This window comes from Vibrio natriegens NBRC 15636 = ATCC 14048 = DSM 759, assembly GCF_035621455.1.
In the GTDB taxonomy this organism is placed as follows: domain Bacteria; phylum Pseudomonadota; class Gammaproteobacteria; order Enterobacterales; family Vibrionaceae; genus Vibrio; species Vibrio natriegens.
In genome coordinates this window covers 347918-364543 of record NZ_CP141823.1, presented here as the reverse complement: position 1 = coordinate 364543, position 16626 = coordinate 347918, and the positions used below count along the sequence as shown (strand labels likewise).

Sequence of the window (16626 nt, the reverse complement as noted above, 5' to 3'; positions counted from 1 at the left end):
TCAGAGCTTGTTTTGAAGATGAACAACACAGCCATTTCATAAGTGATGTGCTAACGCCGAATTCAGCATGTCATTTGGTGGAAAACTCTAGTGAGGCAATTGCTACAGCATTAAGGATTAACGAGGTATAGAAATGGAACAATTAACCAGTTACGTAGCCGGAGAATGGTATTTTGGAAACGGGAAGCCACGAGTGGTTTCAAGTGCAATTACTGGTGAAGCGTTGTATCAGGTCAATGCGGATGGCATGGATTCTTCTAAGGTCCTGGAATACGGAAGAGAGCGAGGCACTAAAGCGCTTTCCCAAATGACGTTCTTAGAACGGGCCAATATGATCAAAGATTTGGCTAAGTACCTGCTTTCCCGAAAGGAAGAATTTTACGCGCTTTCACAACACACTGGCGCAACAAGAATGGATTCTTGGATTGATATTGAAGGGGGTGTCAGTACCTTGTTCAATTACTCTGGTCTTGCAAACCGCGAGCTACCGAACGACACCATTTGGCCGGAAGATGAATTGCTGCCTCTTTCTAAGGAAGGCGGCTTCGCGGCTCGACACTTTCTGACCAGCAAGGCCGGTGTTGCTCTTCACATTAATGCGTACAACTTTCCTTGCTGGGGGATGTTAGAAAAGCTCGCTCCGACCTGGTTAGGCGGTGTGGCGGCGATCGTTAAACCGGCAACGGAAACCGCATATCTGACGCAAGCAATGGTTAAAGCGATGCAAGACAGCGGTATCGTACCGGAAGGTGCTATTCAGGTTATCTGTGGCTCTGTTGGCGACATGTTTGAGCACCTCGAGTATCAAGATGTCGTAACATTCACCGGTTCAGCGCAAACAGGCCAAATGCTGCGCTCTCACCCTTCGATTACGCAGAAATCCATTCCATTCACGATGGAAGCTGACTCATTGAACTGTGCCATTTTAGGTGCTGATGTTACGCCTGATATGCCGGAGTTCGCGCTGTTTGTGCGTGAAGTTACTCGTGAGATGACAGTGAAAGCAGGACAAAAATGTACTGCGATTCGCCGCGCCATCGTACCTGAGCATTTGATTGATGAAGTCGCCACAGCACTAACGTCAAAACTTGAGAAAGTTGTCGTCGGTGACCCTGCAATTGAAGGCGTCAAGATGGGCGCGTTGGTGAGTAAAAGCCAACTAGACGACGTCAAAGAAAAAGTCACAACGTTATCCAATTATTGCGATGTACTGACGGGTGGAAATACGTCAGATATGAGTGTTCAGGGCCCAAGTGAGGGCGCTTTCTATCCGCCAACTCTGCTTCGCTGCAACAACCCTCATGAGGTAGAGGAGGTCCATTCTGTCGAGGCATTTGGCCCGGTATGTACACTTATGCCATACAGCGACCTCAGCGATGCAGCAGTGTTAGCCAAAAAAGGTCAGGGCAGCTTAGTAGGCAGTATCGTTACCGCATCCGGGAATGTGGCTGCTCAGCTGACACTTGCAATTGGGTCATCTCATGGTCGTTTACATATCTTGAATGAAGAATCATCCAAGGAATCCACCGGTCACGGCTCTCCGTTACCAATGCTTGTTCATGGTGGTCCGGGACGTGCTGGTGGAGGTGAAGAAATGGGTGGGTTGCGTGGAGTAAAACACTATATGCAGCGCACCGCGATTCAAGGCTCACCAACCATGCTGGCTAAAATAGGTCGAGAGTGGGTTCGCGGGGCTGAAACAGTCTCTGATCCTATACATCCGTTCAAAAAGTACTTCGAAGATTTGCAAATCGGCGAAACCCTTACGACAGCAAGAAGAACGATAACAGAAGCGGATATCGTTAACTTTGGTTGTTTGAGCGGTGATCACTTCTATGCACATATGGATAAGATTGCGGCAAAAGACTCCATGTTTGGTGAAAGGGTTGCGCACGGATACTTCGTCATTTCAGCCGCTGCAGGGCTGTTTGTGGAAGCCGCACCAGGGCCTGTCCTCGCCAACTATGGAATGGAAGGACTGAGGTTTATTGAACCGGTTAAAATCGGCGATACCATTCAAGTTCATTTGACGTGTAAGAAGAAAATTAAGAAGCGCCAGCGATCTGCTGAAGAACAGGCGCAGGGTGTGGTGGCCTGGGATGTAGAAGTGTGTAATCAGGACGGAAAGCCGGTTGCCCTTTATACGATCCTTACTTTAGTCGCGAGACAGCAAGGTGACTTTTAACGGGTCAGACATTCGCTAAAAATTTCTGCAAACCTTACTCAACAGGGCCATCAGGCCCTGTTTTTTTATCACAAATTTAACAATTAAATGCACCGCATTTTGCTTTTTTGTAATTATTATGTTGCGAATGTATTTTTACGTGATACATTAAAATTGTAAAAGATATTTAATGTGTATCAAGTGGAGGAGAGGATGTCTTCTGAGAAAACGTCATTCGAGCGAAAAATCGAACAAGAGATTGCAGTCGAGCCTAAAGATTGGATGCCTGACGGATACCGTAAGACACTGGTACGTCAGATAGGTCAGCATGCTCATTCAGAGGTTGTAGGAATGTTGCCAGAAGCCAACTGGTTAACACGAGCACCGTCTCTGCGCCGCAAAGCGGTATTGCTTGCCAAAATTCAAGACGAAGCAGGTCATGGCCTGTACCTATACAGCGCGGCAGAAACCTTAGGTGGCGAGCGTCACGACCTGTACGAAAAAATGCTGACTGGTGAGATGAAGTACTCATCCATCTTCAACTACCCAACCTTGAGCTGGGCTGATGTTGGTGTGGTTGGTTGGCTTGTTGACGGTGCGGCAATCGTTAACCAGGTGGCATTGTGCCGTACCTCTTACGGACCTTATGCACGAGCCATGGTGAGAATCTGTAAAGAAGAGAGTTTCCACCAACGTCAGGGATACGAGGCATGCCGAGTGCTGGCTGATGGCAGTGATGAACAGAAAGCCATGCTTCAAGACTCTATCAACCGCTGGTGGTGGCCTGCGTTGATGATGTTTGGTCCGAACGACAGTGAATCTCCAAACTCAGCAAAAAGCATGTCTTGGAAAATCAAACGTGTCAGTAACGATGATCTACGTCAGAAGTTCGTTGATAACACGGTTCACCAAGTTCATTCGCTGGGCATGACGATTCCGGATCCAGACCTGAAGTGGAACGAAGAAACGGGTCACTATGAGTTTGGCGAGATCAACTGGGAAGAGTTTAACCAAGTGATCCATGGACACGGCATTTGTAACCACGAGCGTTTGAAAGACAAACGTGATGCCTGGGAAGCGGGTGCTTGGGTTCGTGAAGCTGCTGTCGCTTACGCAAAAAAACAGATGGAAAGCGCAGCCTAGTCGCGCCAACAAGAATCGAAACAGATTAAGGAGAATCAAGATGAGTTCATTTAACTGGCCGCTGTACGAAGTATTTGTTCGAAGCAAACAAGGTTTGGACCACAAGCATGTAGGCAGTGTTCGTGCTTCTGATGGCCAAATGGCGCTTGAAGCCGCTCGCGATCTTTACACTCGTCGTAGTGAGGGCTGTTCTATTTGGGTGGTTGAGTCAAACCAAATCACTGCATCTCAATCGAGCGAGCAAGGCCCGTTTTTTGACCCTGCTGAAGATAAAGTTTATCGCCACGCTAGTCATTACACCATTCCTGCTGACATCAAGCATATGTAGGGAGTGAGTCATGAGTGAGCAACAAACCAAAGTAAACTACTTACTTCAACTGGCAGATACCAACCTTATTCTCAGCCATCGTTTATCTGAGTGGTGTGGTATCGCACCGGAACTAGAGATTGACATCGCGTTAGCGAATATTGGCTTAGACCTGCTTGGCGAAGCGCGTAACCTTTACCAATACGCTGCAGAGCTTGAAGGGAGTCAGAAAACCGAAGATGACTACGCTTATTTGCGTGAAGAGCGCGAATACAAAAACCTTCTGCTTGCTGAACGTCCGAATGAAGGCTTTGATATTTCGATTGTGCGCCAGTTTCTTTACGACAATTACCATGCGCTGCTTCTTCAAGAGCTAGCAAAAAGCGCTGACGAACAGTTGGCGGCTATCGCTAAGAAATCCCTGAAAGAGGTGGCTTACCACCTGAGATATAGCTCAGGTTGGATTGAACGTTTAGGTGGCGGCACCGAATTAAGCCATAAAAAAGTTCAAACAGCATTGAACGACTTATGGCGTTATACCGACGAGATGTTTGAGCCAAGTGAAGAAGAAATCGCGCTCGCAGAGCAGAATATTATTGTTGATGTCTCTGAACTAAAAGCTCAGTGGCAACGCAATGTCAATGCAACGCTAGAGAAAGCGACGCTATCGATGCCTGAGTCTAAGTACTTTTTGCAAGGCGGTAAATCCGGTAAGCACAGTGAACACCTAGGTTTCATTTTGGCGGAACTTCAGTACATGCAACGGACTTATCCAAACCAACAGTGGTAGGGCGTACTGATGATTAAGCAAACACTCGATTCGCTTTCTGATCCAGAAACGCACCGCGTATGGCAGTTGGTTAACTCGATTCCAGACCCTGAGATTCCAGTTATTTCGATTGGTGAACTGGGCATGGTTCGTCATATTGCCAAAGTCGGCGATGCCTGGATAGTGAAGTTCACTCCGACATACTCCGGTTGTCCAGCGACAGAAATGCTGATGAATGATATCCGAGAAACCCTGAACACCGAAGGGTACGAGGATGTGAGGGTTGAAGTACAACTTGATCCTGCTTGGACAACAGACTGGATTCATGAGTCGAGCAAACAAAAGTTACGTGAATACGGAATCGCGCCACCAGACAGAAAAGCGTGTATGCACACCGCCATCAACGCACAGCCCGAATGCCCACATTGTGGCAGTGTAGATACAAAAATGGTGAGTGAATTTGGTTCCACAGCTTGCAAAGCACACTTTCGATGTAATGCGTGTTTGGAACCATTTGATTACTTCAAGTGCATATAAAGTAAGGGATTATTATGACAGATTTTTACCCATTGAAAGTCGCTCGTGCAGACAAGGAAACGCCAGATTCTGTGGTTCTGCATTTTAATGTACCGCAAGACCTTGCCGATCAGTTTCGTTTTCACCCTGGTCAGCACCTAACTATTAAATCGAACATCAACGGTGAGGATCTGAGACGCTGTTATTCGATTTGCTCTGCCCCGAGTGAAAATAGCCTGCAAGTTGGTATCAAGGCCATTTCAGAAGGTCGCTTTTCAAACTTTGCCGTCAACGAAATTCAGCCAGGCGATGAATTTGAGGTGATGACACCGCAGGGGCATTTTGGCTTTTCTCCAAGCCCTGAGCGTAAAGTGAACTACTTAGGCATTGCAGTAGGTTCAGGCATTACTCCAATTCTATCCATGCTTAAGTCAGCGTTAGAACAGGAAGACAACAGCACTTTCACTTTGCTGTATGGCAACCGTAACATAAATAGCATGATGTTTCGCAATCAATTGCTGGGCTTGAAGAACCGCTATCCGGATCGTTTACACGTGAGTTACTTCTTCTCGCGTGAAGCCAATGAAGTCGAGCTATGGAATGGTCGCTTGGACGGCGACAAACTACGCGAACTCGGTAGCAACCTGTTTAACTGGAGCGACTTTGACGCGTGTTACGTTTGTGGTCCGGAAGAGATTTTGGAATCTTGTTACACCGCGTTGGTAGAAGGTGGATTAAGCGAAGACAATTACCATGTAGAGCGTTTTAACACCGCAACCAAGTCTAAAGCGAAGCCAGCTAACCAGTCCGAAAATACCCAAGTTACGCTCAAGCGTGACGGCCGCATCATGAAGATTGACATGACCTCACAAGATGACAGCTTGCTGGATGCAGCACTTCGTCAGGGCGTGGATCTTCCATATGCGTGTAAAGGCGGTGTGTGTGCCACGTGTATCTGTAAAGTCAAATCCGGTCAGGTTGAAATGGGCACAAACTACAGTCTGGAAGCTGATCAGGTTGAAGACGGCTACGTTTTAAGTTGTCAGGCCGTTCCGACAACCAGCGAAATCGAAATCGACTTTGATGTGTAGAGGCTAGCATGACATTACAGACCGATTATCAGAACCTGATCGGTGACATCTCCAATCAGGGGGTGTTAACGATTACGTTGAATCGTCCCCAGAAGCGCAACGCATTAAGCAATGACGTACTGAAACACTTAGCGGAGTTACTGGAAGAGGCGTCTCTGGACACTTCCATTAAGTCGGTAGTGCTCTACGGCGGCGAAACGATATTTGCTGCAGGGGCTGATTTACATGAGATGTCGAGCCAACAGTCGATAGAGACTTGGCTAAATCCAAGACCGAAACTTTGGCAACGTATAGACCAGTTTGAAAAACCTATGGTTGCTGCTGTCAATGGTTATGCGCTGGGGGCCGGGTTAGAACTGGTCCTGCTTTGTGATGTCGTTGTCGCAGGAGAAGGCACCCTGTTTGGTTTGCCAGAAATCACTTTGGGCTTAATGCCAGGGGCAGGCGGCACGCAACGACTGGCTCGTACTGTCGGTAAATCACTTGCGAACCAAATGGTGCTGACCGGAAAACCAATCTCGGCTCAAAGGGCGCTTAACGCTGGCTTAATCAGTGAAATCACGGTGTCACAAAACACGCTCAATAAAGCTCAAGAGATAGCGACAGCTATTGCCCAGCATGCGCCTTTAGCCGTTCGCGCTGCTAAAACGTCATTAAAATCAGTATCAAATGGCACTTTGGCCCAAGGACTGATGATGGAAAGACAGTTATTCAGCCTGCTTGCGGAAACCCGAGACAGAGCGGAAGGAATCCAAGCTTTTCTTGATAAAAGAAAGGCGACATTTAAAGGGAAGTAATCAATGGAAGAGTCAATTTTATTTCAGGTAGAAGCTGGTGTTGCTGTCATTACGCTTAATCGACCAAAGCAACTGAATAGCTTTAACCCGGATATGCATAAGGCGCTTAAGCGAGCGTTAAAGCAGGCGGAAACTGATGATTCAGTGCGCGCAGTGCTGCTGACCGGCACTGGCAGAGGGTTTTGTGCAGGGCAAGACCTTAACGATCGCAATGTAAATAGCGGTGCAGAAATGCCGGATCTTGGCGTGAGCATTGAGAAATACTACAACCCTTTAATCAAACAAATTTCATCAATGCCAAAGCCAGTTATTGCAGCAGTCAATGGTGTGGCTGCGGGCGCGGGTGCCAATATCGCATTTGCGTGTGACATCGTATTTGCGGCTAAGTCAGCAAGCTTTATTCAGGCATTTTGCAAGATTGGTCTGGTACCAGATTCAGGTGGTACCTGGACACTGCCACGTTTAGTGGGATCGGCACGAGCGAAAGCACTGATGTTACTCGGTGACAAAGTAAGCGCGAGTCAGGCACAAGAGTGGGGCATGATCTGGCAATGTGTTGAAGATGAAGAACTTATCGAAAAGGCGATGTCAGTAGCAAACCATTTGGCTACGCAGCCAACGAAAGGGTTGGGTCTTATTAAACATGCACTGAATCACTCTAGTGAAAACAGCTTAGAAGTTCAGCTGGACTTAGAAAAAGATCTTCAACGACTGGCGGGAAGAACGGACGATTACCGCGAAGGTATCGCTGCATTTTTCGATAAGCGCGCACCTGAGTTTAAAGGGAAGTAAATCATGGAGTTTGTGATTAAAACCGTCGCGGTTATAGGTGCAGGCACCATGGGGGCCGGTATTGCACAAGTAGCGGCTCAATCTGGATACCAAGTCGTTCTGTTCGATCTTGAGAAAGGCAAAGCAGAGCTGGCCAAATCGATAATCGCTGAGCGTTTAGAAAAGCGTGTTGCGAACGGAAAAATGTCACTAATCGCTAAAGATACGTTGTTAGATGCCATGTATTGCTCGGACGCTTTGCAAGATGTCGCGGGCGCGGATCTGGTTATTGAAGCGATTGTCGAAGATCTTGCGATCAAACAAAGTCTATTCAGAGATCTTGAGTCGATTTGTCGAGAAGATTGCCTGCTTTCCACGAATACATCGTCTATTTCGGTGACATCGATTGCTAGTGCACTAGCGAAGCCGGAACGTTTCGTTGGGCTACATTTCTTTAATCCGGCACCGTTGATGAAGTTAGTCGAAGTAGTACGAGGAATCGCGACTTCTCCTACCGCCACTGAGGCAGCAAAAGCGTGGTCTGAGTCATGTGGTAAACACGCGGTGATCACTCGTTCGCTTCCAGGCTTTATTGTAAACCGAGTTGCAAGACCGTTTTACGCAGAAGGTTTGCGTGCGTTGGAGTGCGGCGTGGCTGATGTTCAGGATATCGACCAGATCATCACTCAAGCAGGTCAGTTCAACATGGGGCCTTTCGAGCTTATGGACCTGATTGGCCATGATGTTAACTACGCCGTTACCAAGAGTGTTTACGATGCCTATTACCAGGACAAACGTTTTACTCCGTCACTGACTCAGAAAGAACTTGTTGAGGCAGGTTTCTTAGGGCGTAAATCGGGTCGTGGATTTTATTGCTATGACGGTTCAACTGACAAACCTAGTGTTAATTTGGCGCAAAAATGTGTTTTGCCAGAACGCTTGTCAGTGTCGTTACTTGGTGACTGGAGTGGCGTGCCAAGCTTTGTTGAATTGACTCAGCTCCCTAACAGTTACAGCAACGAAGGTGCTCCACACCTGTGTGTAAACGACATCATTGTTACGCCAACTCAAGGTGTGACAGCGTCAGAGTTATCTGAACAGTTGCAGAGCCCTGTGGTTGTCTTTGATTACTGCCAAGATTACGGCGCTAGTGACATTATCGCGATTGCTCCTGCTCTGCAGAATAATGCGAATCAAACTGAAGCTGTGATTGCTTACTTCCAATCAAAAGGCAAACAGGTATTAGTGCTGGATGATTACCCTGGCCTGATCCTATGGCGTACTTGGGTAATGCTAATTAATGAAGCGCTTGATTTAGTTAATCAGCAAGGTGCTTCTCTGGCAGATGTCGATGTTGCAATGAAGAGTGGTGTTAACTATCCACTTGGTCCAATCGAGCAAGGTGAACGCCTTGGCTGGCAACGAGTACTGGACACTCTCACTCACTTGCAATCCTTCTATTGCGAAGAAAGATATCGTCCATCGCCACTACTTCGCCAATTCACAATCAAAGCAAAGGGAGGTACAGCATGATAGTTGTCAATCCAAAGCAACTTTCAGAACACTTGAACGAAGCAGCGCATGAAAAAGCGGTGGCTGAGAAGGCCGTTGCAGCGATGTTAGAGAATGACACCTGCACAAAATCGATGGGAATGGATGTCGTGGAAGTGGCCAAAGGGATGGCAAAAGTCACGATGCGAGTGACTAAATCGATGCTTAATGGCCACAGCAGTTGCCATGGAGGCATGTTATTTACTCTGGCTGATACCGCATTTGCTTGTGCTTGTAATAGTGAAAACTTAGCTGCGGTGGCATCTGGATGCAGCATTGAATACATTCGCCCGGCTTTTGAAAATGATCGGTTAACGGCCTTTGCGAATGTGAAATCTCAAGGAAAAGTAACCGGTACGTATGACATAGAAATCGTTAATCAGGACCAAAAGTTGATAGCGCTGTTTCGGGGGAAATCTCATCGAATTGGCACAAAGCTAGTAAAGGAGGACAGTTAAGTGACTAATGCATATATTTGTGACGGCGTCAGAACCCCAATCGGTCGATTCGGTGGCGCACTTTCAAGCGTTCGAGCGGATGATTTGGGCGCTATCCCTCTGAAAGCACTAATGGAGCGCCATCCAGATTTAGATTGGTCGGCGATTGATGATGTGATTTTGGGTTGTGCCAACCAAGCGGGCGAAGATAACCGCGACGTGGCCCGTATGTCGTTATTGCTGGCGGGTATGCCTATCGAAGTATCCGGTACAACAATCAACCGCCTGTGTGGTTCAGGTATGGATGCCATTAGCCATGCTGCACGCACTATCAAAGCGGGCGAAGCGAAGCTGATGGTAGCTGGTGGCGTCGAATCCATGTCTCGCGCTCCATATGTGGTGAGTAAGCCGACCTCCGCGTTCGATAGAAACGGTCAGATGTTTGATACCACTATTGGTTGGCGTTTCATTAACCCGGCATTGCAAAATCAATATGGCACAGATTCAATGCCTGAGACCGCAGAAAACGTAGCGGAACGCTTCCAAATCAGCCGCGAAGATCAAGATGCGTTTGCATTGCGTAGCCAACAAAAAACGCAGCAAGCGAAAGAGAAAGGGGTACTTGCACAAGAGATTGTCCCGGTATCGATTCCTCAGCGTAAAGGTGAATCTGTTGTTGCTGAAGACGAACACCCTCGTCCGCAAACGACTCTGGAGCAGCTCTCTGCACTCAAAACACCATTCGCGCAAGACGGTTCGGTAACGGCAGGAAACTCTTCTGGCGTGAATGATGGCGCTGCAGCCTTACTGATCGCTAGTGACGATGCCGTTAAGCAGTATGGGCTAACGCCTAAGGCGAAAATACTGGCAACAGCAACGGTTGGCGTAGAGCCTGCTATTATGGGTGTCGGACCAGCTCCGGCTGCGAAAAAAGTACTAGAAATGACAGGATTGTCAATTAATGATATGGATGTTATCGAGCTCAATGAAGCATTCGCATCGCAAGCGCTGGCGGTATTACGTGAATTAGGCGTCGCCGATGACGCCGAGCACGTAAATCCGAATGGCGGAGCTATTGCTTTAGGACATCCATTAGGCATGAGCGGAGCTCGTATCGTAATGGCTGCGAGCAATGAGCTAAAACGTAGAAATGGGAAATATGCTTTGTGCTGTATGTGTGTCGGCGTAGGGCAAGGGATCGCAATGATCATCGAAAACGTCTGAGATTAAAACAAATACAACAGACGGGATTTACAGCCAATAAGAAACAAAAGGACTTACGAGGAGATCGACACATGATTAAGTATTCAAATACGCTGGACGCGATTGAGACCGCTTCTGTAGAGGAGTTAAGAGAACTCCAGTTCAGACGCATGAAGTGGACGCTTGAACATGCCTACAAAAACTCACCGATGTACACCAAAAAGTTTGATGAAGCAGGGGTGCATCCATCAGACTTTAAATGTCTCGAAGACATTAATAAGTTTCCTTACACCACCAAGCAGGACTTGAGAGACAACTATCCTTTTAATTCCTTTGCAGTACCGATGGAAGACGTGGCTCGTATCCATGCCTCTTCTGGTACGACCGGGCAGCCAACGGTTGTGGGTTATACGCAAAATGATATTGATACATGGGCAAATATTGTTGCTCGCTCGATTCGTGCCGCGGGTGGTAGCGCGAAAGATTTGATCCATATCTCTTACGGTTACGGATTATTTACTGGTGGTTTAGGCGCGCACTATGGTGCAGAACGACTCGGTGCTGCGGTTATTCCTATGTCCGGTGGACAAACCGAAAAACAAGTTCAACTGATTGAAGATTTTAAGCCGACCATCATCATGGTGACACCTTCTTACTGTCTCAACTTGCTGGATAAATTGGAAGAGCATTACGGTGGTGACGCATCAGGCTGTTCTCTTAAAATAGGTATTTTCGGTGCGGAGCCATGGTCAAATGAGATGCGCAAAGAGATCGAACGACGCTTAGGTATTGTTGCTCTCGACATCTATGGTCTTTCTGAGGTAATGGGGCCGGGTGTTGCGATGGAGTGTGCAGAAACCCAAGATGGTCCAACTATCTGGGAAGACCACTTCTATCCAGAAATAATTGACCCTGTTACAGGTAACGTGATGCCTGATGGTGAACATGGTGAGCTTGTATTTACGTCGTTGACCAAAGAAGCACTGCCGATCATTCGCTACCGAACTCGTGATCTGACTCGCTTGTTGCCGGGTACTGCTCGCACGATGCGTCGTATGGACAAAATTACCGGCAGAAGCGATGACATGTTGATCATCCGTGGGGTAAATGTATTCCCATCTCAAATCGAAGAGCAGATCTTGCAAATCGAACAGCTTAGTCCGCATTACCAACTCGAAGTGATTCGCAAAGGAAACCTTGATCATTTGGTTGTATTGCTCGAAGCAAAAGACAATGTTTATCTGGACCAAAGTGAAATAATTACTAAGCGCTTGCAACATCAAATCAAGTCGATGATTGGCATCTCTACAACTATTGATTTACTTCCGGTAAATGGCATCCCTCGATCTGAAGGGAAAGCAGTGCGCGTGAGAGATTTGCGTCCAAAAGCTTAACCGTGAAATATGCCACTCTTGATAAAGCTTGAATTCGAGAGTGGTATAACAGCCCTAATTGTGAATAATACAAAGATTAATTAGGGAAGCGGATTGGCTTTCAATATTTAAAACGAGTTAAAGCCAAACATGGAGCTATTTTGAACCAAGATCTACATTCATTTTTCGAAGAAATTTCCGGTCACCAATCAGTCAGCGGTACATCGTTGATAGTTTCCTATTTTGGTGACTATTTGTGGACGTGTGGTGGTGGAATTTGGTTGGGTAACCTAATTCAAGCTATGGAAACTCTGGGCTTGAATCAGCGCGTTGTGCGTTCGTCTGTATTTCGTCTGCACAAAGATGAGTGGTTGACCGTCAATAAAGTAGGCCGCAAGAGTTATTATTATCTGGAACCTGCTAGATACAATGAAATGCTCCACGCCAACAAGAAGATTTACCATTCAGAGAAAGTAGCGTGGAGCAAACGCTGGAATATTATTCATACGTCACTTGGTCCGACAAATAGTAGTAAAGACAAGGTTAGGTACCTGCAACATAAAGGGTTTGGTTTGTTCGACAAGGATTTTTTCGTTCAGCCTGATCTGCAGCAATTGACGCCAGAAATTAAGCAAGAGATTACGAAAACCATCTCTAGCGCCAAGATTTTCCAGCAGGCTGAATTGTATTCTGAAAGCGAAGAAACCTTGAAAAATATGGTTCGGCAGTCATGGGATATTGAACGTATTGCAGAGGACTACCAGCAGTTTATCGAACTGTTTCGTCCAGCATGGGAAATAATAGAGTCCATGACGGATGATGCGATTAGTGAAGAAGATGCGTTTAAAATGAGACTGCTGGTTATTCACTTTTATCGTCGAATCATTGTTAAAGATCCGGACTTACCAACGGAGCTGCTACCGGAAGACTGGCCACGAAAAGAGGCCGAACAGTTAACCATTAATATCTATCGAAAAGTTCACGATAAGGCAATGAAGTACGTAATGGATAGCAGCGAAACACCAAACGGAAAGCTGCCTGTTCCGTCACCAAACTACTACATCCGTTTTGGTGGTCTGAGCTAGAGTGAGCTTTGTAACAAGGAAGTACAATGCCCATCTATCAATTTGCTGACGTTATTCCCGTTATTCACCCTTCGGCGTTCGTTCATCCGAGCGCTGAAATCATCGGTGACGTCATTATCGAAGAAAATGTTTACATCGGCCCTCTGGCGGTATTGCGTGGTGATTTTGGTCGCCTTATCGTGAAAAAAGGGGCTAACGTGCAAGACAACTGTGTCATGCACGGTTTTCCTGGTAAAGAAACCATTCTCGAACAAAATGTCCATGTCGGGCACGGCGCTATAATCCACGGTTGTCATATCGGTGAAAACACTCTGGTAGGCATGAATGCCGTTGTCATGGATCTCTCACGTATAGGCAAGGAGTCCATTATTGGTGCGAACAGCTTTGTAAAAGCCAAGAGCGACTATAAGCCTAGGAGTATGATTTTAGGTAGTCCGGCAGAGCGCAAAAGAGACGTTTCGGATGATGAACTTAAGTGGAAAGAACATGGCACATATATGTATCATCGCCTAGCTGAACGTTGTTTTAATGAGCTCAAACTTGTCGAGCCATTGACCGAAGTTGAAACGGACAGGCCTCAAGTAAGCTGGGACGTTAACCACGAACCCAAAGTTAGTTAAATTCGTATAATACCTGTGAAGTACCTTTACTGACTTGCCCCTCTCAATAACCGCTTGTCTATTTACGAGTGGTGTGAGAGAGGGACCTTCATTTACCCCTCATAAAAATCTATAAGACCATAGAGCCACTCGGGCTTTCTAATCATTACGTCTATGCTCGTCTAAGCCAATCAACACATTAACGTCACCAATGTAAATAAATTGTTTAATTAAACTTTCTTGTGGATCACAAATTCTTGTTTTAAACGTCTTTAACTCTCGCCAACTAAATAGCATGGAACAATACGTAATCCTAATTTAAATAATTGATATATAATAATTAAGTTTCTATTGATTAAATTGTTACCTTACTTTTCTGAAAATTAATTACCCTGAGGTTAACAGTTTTGGCAATACGTTAATTGATTGGGGTTAACAATGTGATAACAATTGGTGAGGTTGGAAACGAAAGTATCACATATTGGAGGTGACTTAATGATCATTTACGGAGTAGCTCTACTTTCACTTTGTACACTCGCGGGCTTGGCGATAGGGCAAGTCTTGGGATTTTTACTTGGCATACCTTCAAATGTTGGGGGTGTTGGTATCGCAATGGTGATCTTAATTGTTGCGAGTGATTATCTTCAGAAACATAAAAAGATCGATGTCAAAACGGAACAAGGGGTTGCGTTCTGGAGCGCGATTTACATCCCAATCGTTGTAGCCATGGCGGCTAAGCAAAATGTGATTGGTGCCATTACCGGCGGACCGATGGCGATTACTGCGGGCGTTGCGGCTGTTGCTGTTGGGTTTGCGTTAGTACCGGTTATTACTAAAATGGGAACCAGTTCAGTGTCCCAACTAGACAATCAACAAGCATAAGTGGGGCGCTAATGTTTGAATCTCTTATCTCTGTATCAAATAAATATGAGCTAATCGTAGGCTTTGCGGTCATTGGTTTAATGATGTGGTTCTCTTTCTGGGTATCTGAAAAGTGGACCAAAGGAAGAATTCACGGCTCAGCGATAGCGATTATGTTAGGCCTCACGTTAGCCTATGTATCGGGAGCGATAAGTGGGGGAACAAAAGGAGCTGTTGATATCCCACTCTTATCCGGAATTGGTTTATTGGGCGGCGCAATGCTTCGTGATTTCGCGATTATTGCTACTGGCTTTGGCGTCAAATTGGATGAACTAAAGAAATCTGGGATGTCTGGCGTGACAGCGCTCATTTTGGGTGTGGTAATGTCCTTTGTTTCTGGTGCTGCCATTGCGATGGCGTTCGGATATACCGATGCGGTAAGTATTACGACGATTGGAGCTGGAGCCGTGACTTACATTGTGGGGCCAGTGACAGGTGCTGCTCTTGGCGCAAGTTCTGAAGTGATGGCGCTCTCTATTGCCGCAGGCTTGGTAAAATCAATTCTGGTGATGATTCTAACGCCTTTTATCGCGCCATATATCGGCCTAAATTCACCTCGCTCTGCGATTGTGTTTGGCGGTCTGATTGGTACGTCTAGCGGTGTCGCCGCAGGGTTAGCTGCTACTGATGAAAAGCTGGTGCCGTACGGTTGTATCACAGCGGCATTTTATACGGCTTTAGGCTGTCTACTTGGTCCGTCACTATTGTACTTCGCTGTCGTTAGTATCGTTGCGTAATATCTAGCAACAATTCAAACGCTCGCTAATACCAACAAAATAAACCCATTGTTTTGTCCATCATCTGTGAAAGACGGATTTCATCTATAAGGTATGGGGCAGTTACCTTGTAGATGACGTTTGTTTCCCTTCCACTTTTCCTCCCATAATTTAATCCTCTGTGAGTCTCCAGCCAGCGTTATCCATTTCAATCGAATGCTAATTTTTTCCTCTATGCAATGATTCTTAAGCGGTTCTTAAGTTATGGCGATTAATCTTGGTGGCGAGTTTGAACCTTTCTTACCACTAACAGGAATAATCATATGGAACGTAAAACATTTTTAGCTTCAACAATGGTAATAGCAGGACTACTTTCTTTTGGTGCTTATGCTTCTGACCCAACATGTACCGAAGAAAGCCCAGATAACTGGATGCAATTCGACGCGGCTCAGAAAATGGTTGAGTCACAAGGTTATAAAGTGAAGAAGTTTAAACAAACCGATACAGGATGCTACGAGTTATATGGCTACGACACCAGTGGTAAGCGTGTTGAAATCTATTACAACCCGGTTGATATGACGATAGTAAAAGAGGAAGTCGATGACTAAGAAAACTCAGTGGGATCGGGTCGTTAAACTCACCCACTGGCTTGTGGCTAGTTTGTTCTTGATAAACTATTTCATTACCGAGGACGGTAGCACTTTACACCAGTGGGTTGGGTATTCTGCGGTTGGAGCCGTTGTCTTAAGGTTACTATGGGGATGTGTCGCCAAACCTCCAGCGCGTCTTACCTCCTTCTTACCCTCCGTTCCTAAAGCGATAGGGCATTTAAAAGAGGTGTATCAAACCCGAGTTGATGATCACCATGGTCACAATCCTGCAGGCGCGATAATGATTTGGTGCATGTGGATAGGGCTGATAGCTATCGGAATCTCGGGGTATCTGATGGAAACAGACCGGTTCTGGGGAGAAGATTGGGTTAAAGAAATTCACGAGGCCGCAGTCAACTTAACCTTCGTGTGTGTTTGCGTTCATGTTGGCGCTGTGGTTTTGATGACGCGAATTACTGGCCACCCCTACTTACAAAATATGCTTCCTGGCGAGTGAGAAAAATAGCCAGTCTTAAAGTGAGGCACAGAAAGCAACACTCCTCAGTTGCTTTCTGTACTTTTCTTCTTAGAGT

General features: G+C 46.3%; 18 protein-coding genes. All 18 read left to right on the top strand.

Annotation, left to right across the window (positions count from 1 at the left end):
* The first annotated feature begins 133 nt into the window (after positions 1 to 133).
* The 18 genes from paaZ (at position 134) to VER99_RS16100 (ending at position 16550) form a co-directional block, all read left to right on the top strand.
* Positions 134 to 2185 (top strand): phenylacetic acid degradation bifunctional protein PaaZ, encoded by a 2052-nt coding sequence (paaZ, locus tag VER99_RS16185; RefSeq protein ID WP_020334266.1) that lies wholly within the window; start codon positions 134 to 136, stop codon positions 2183 to 2185.
* A gap of 192 nt (positions 2186 to 2377) precedes the next feature.
* On the top strand, positions 2378 to 3307 hold the full coding sequence (gene paaA, locus VER99_RS16180) for a 1,2-phenylacetyl-CoA epoxidase subunit PaaA (RefSeq protein WP_020334267.1): 930 nt from the start codon (positions 2378 to 2380) through the stop codon (positions 3305 to 3307).
* A 40-nt stretch (positions 3308 to 3347) separates the two neighbouring features.
* Complete coding sequence (paaB, locus tag VER99_RS16175; protein WP_020334268.1) at positions 3348 to 3635, top strand: 1,2-phenylacetyl-CoA epoxidase subunit PaaB; 288 nt, start codon at positions 3348 to 3350, stop codon at positions 3633 to 3635.
* 10 nt (positions 3636 to 3645) lie between these two features.
* On the top strand, positions 3646 to 4404 hold the full coding sequence (gene paaC, locus VER99_RS16170; protein ID WP_020334269.1) for a 1,2-phenylacetyl-CoA epoxidase subunit PaaC: 759 nt from the start codon (positions 3646 to 3648) through the stop codon (positions 4402 to 4404).
* Positions 4405 to 4413: 9 nt separating this feature from the next.
* Entirely contained in the window at positions 4414 to 4920 is a 507-nt protein-coding gene (paaD, locus tag VER99_RS16165; RefSeq protein ID WP_020334270.1) for a 1,2-phenylacetyl-CoA epoxidase subunit PaaD, read from the top strand.
* A 14-nt stretch (positions 4921 to 4934) separates the two neighbouring features.
* The gene (paaE, locus tag VER99_RS16160) at positions 4935 to 5990 is read left to right on the top strand and encodes a 1,2-phenylacetyl-CoA epoxidase subunit PaaE (protein WP_020334272.1); all 1056 of its coding nucleotides are present in this window, start codon (positions 4935 to 4937) and stop codon (positions 5988 to 5990) included.
* Between the two features lie 8 nt (positions 5991 to 5998).
* Positions 5999 to 6787, top strand: a complete 789-nt coding sequence (locus VER99_RS16155) for an enoyl-CoA hydratase-related protein (RefSeq protein ID WP_020334274.1) — start codon at positions 5999 to 6001, stop codon at positions 6785 to 6787.
* A gap of 3 nt (positions 6788 to 6790) precedes the next feature.
* A complete protein-coding gene (gene paaG, locus VER99_RS16150) occupies positions 6791 to 7579 on the top strand; it encodes a 2-(1,2-epoxy-1,2-dihydrophenyl)acetyl-CoA isomerase PaaG (protein ID WP_020334275.1) in 789 nt (262 codons plus the stop codon).
* 3 nt (positions 7580 to 7582) lie between these two features.
* On the top strand, positions 7583 to 9091 hold the full coding sequence (locus tag VER99_RS16145) for a 3-hydroxyacyl-CoA dehydrogenase (RefSeq protein WP_020334276.1): 1509 nt from the start codon (positions 7583 to 7585) through the stop codon (positions 9089 to 9091).
* Positions 9088 to 9567: a hydroxyphenylacetyl-CoA thioesterase PaaI gene (gene paaI / locus VER99_RS16140; RefSeq protein WP_020334277.1), complete on the top strand. Its 480-nt coding sequence runs from the start codon at positions 9088 to 9090 to the stop codon at positions 9565 to 9567. The genes VER99_RS16145 and paaI overlap by 4 nt, the downstream gene beginning before the upstream one ends.
* The gene (pcaF, locus tag VER99_RS16135) at positions 9568 to 10770 is read left to right on the top strand and encodes a 3-oxoadipyl-CoA thiolase (protein ID WP_061778630.1); all 1203 of its coding nucleotides are present in this window, start codon (positions 9568 to 9570) and stop codon (positions 10768 to 10770) included.
* Positions 10771 to 10841: 71 nt separating this feature from the next.
* Positions 10842 to 12143, top strand: a complete 1302-nt coding sequence (gene paaK, locus VER99_RS16130) for a phenylacetate--CoA ligase PaaK (protein ID WP_020334282.1) — start codon at positions 10842 to 10844, stop codon at positions 12141 to 12143.
* Positions 12144 to 12283: 140 nt separating this feature from the next.
* Positions 12284 to 13207, top strand: a complete 924-nt coding sequence (locus tag VER99_RS16125; protein ID WP_024372580.1) for a PaaX family transcriptional regulator — start codon at positions 12284 to 12286, stop codon at positions 13205 to 13207.
* A 26-nt stretch (positions 13208 to 13233) separates the two neighbouring features.
* Complete coding sequence (locus VER99_RS16120; protein WP_020333731.1) at positions 13234 to 13827, top strand: DapH/DapD/GlmU-related protein; 594 nt, start codon at positions 13234 to 13236, stop codon at positions 13825 to 13827.
* A gap of 474 nt (positions 13828 to 14301) precedes the next feature.
* The gene (gene madL / locus VER99_RS16115) at positions 14302 to 14688 is read left to right on the top strand and encodes a malonate transporter subunit MadL (RefSeq protein WP_014233903.1); all 387 of its coding nucleotides are present in this window, start codon (positions 14302 to 14304) and stop codon (positions 14686 to 14688) included.
* Between the two features lie 11 nt (positions 14689 to 14699).
* The gene (gene madM / locus VER99_RS16110) at positions 14700 to 15464 is read left to right on the top strand and encodes a malonate transporter subunit MadM (protein WP_014233904.1); all 765 of its coding nucleotides are present in this window, start codon (positions 14700 to 14702) and stop codon (positions 15462 to 15464) included.
* A 302-nt stretch (positions 15465 to 15766) separates the two neighbouring features.
* The gene (locus VER99_RS16105; protein ID WP_014233905.1) at positions 15767 to 16051 is read left to right on the top strand and encodes a PepSY domain-containing protein; all 285 of its coding nucleotides are present in this window, start codon (positions 15767 to 15769) and stop codon (positions 16049 to 16051) included.
* Positions 16044 to 16550 carry a cytochrome b/b6 domain-containing protein gene (locus VER99_RS16100; protein WP_020333733.1) on the top strand — a complete coding sequence of 169 codons (507 nt, stop codon included), beginning with the start codon at positions 16044 to 16046 and terminating at the stop codon, positions 16548 to 16550. Before VER99_RS16105 ends, VER99_RS16100 begins: the two co-directional genes overlap by 8 nt.
* The last annotated feature ends 76 nt before the right edge of the window (positions 16551 to 16626 follow it).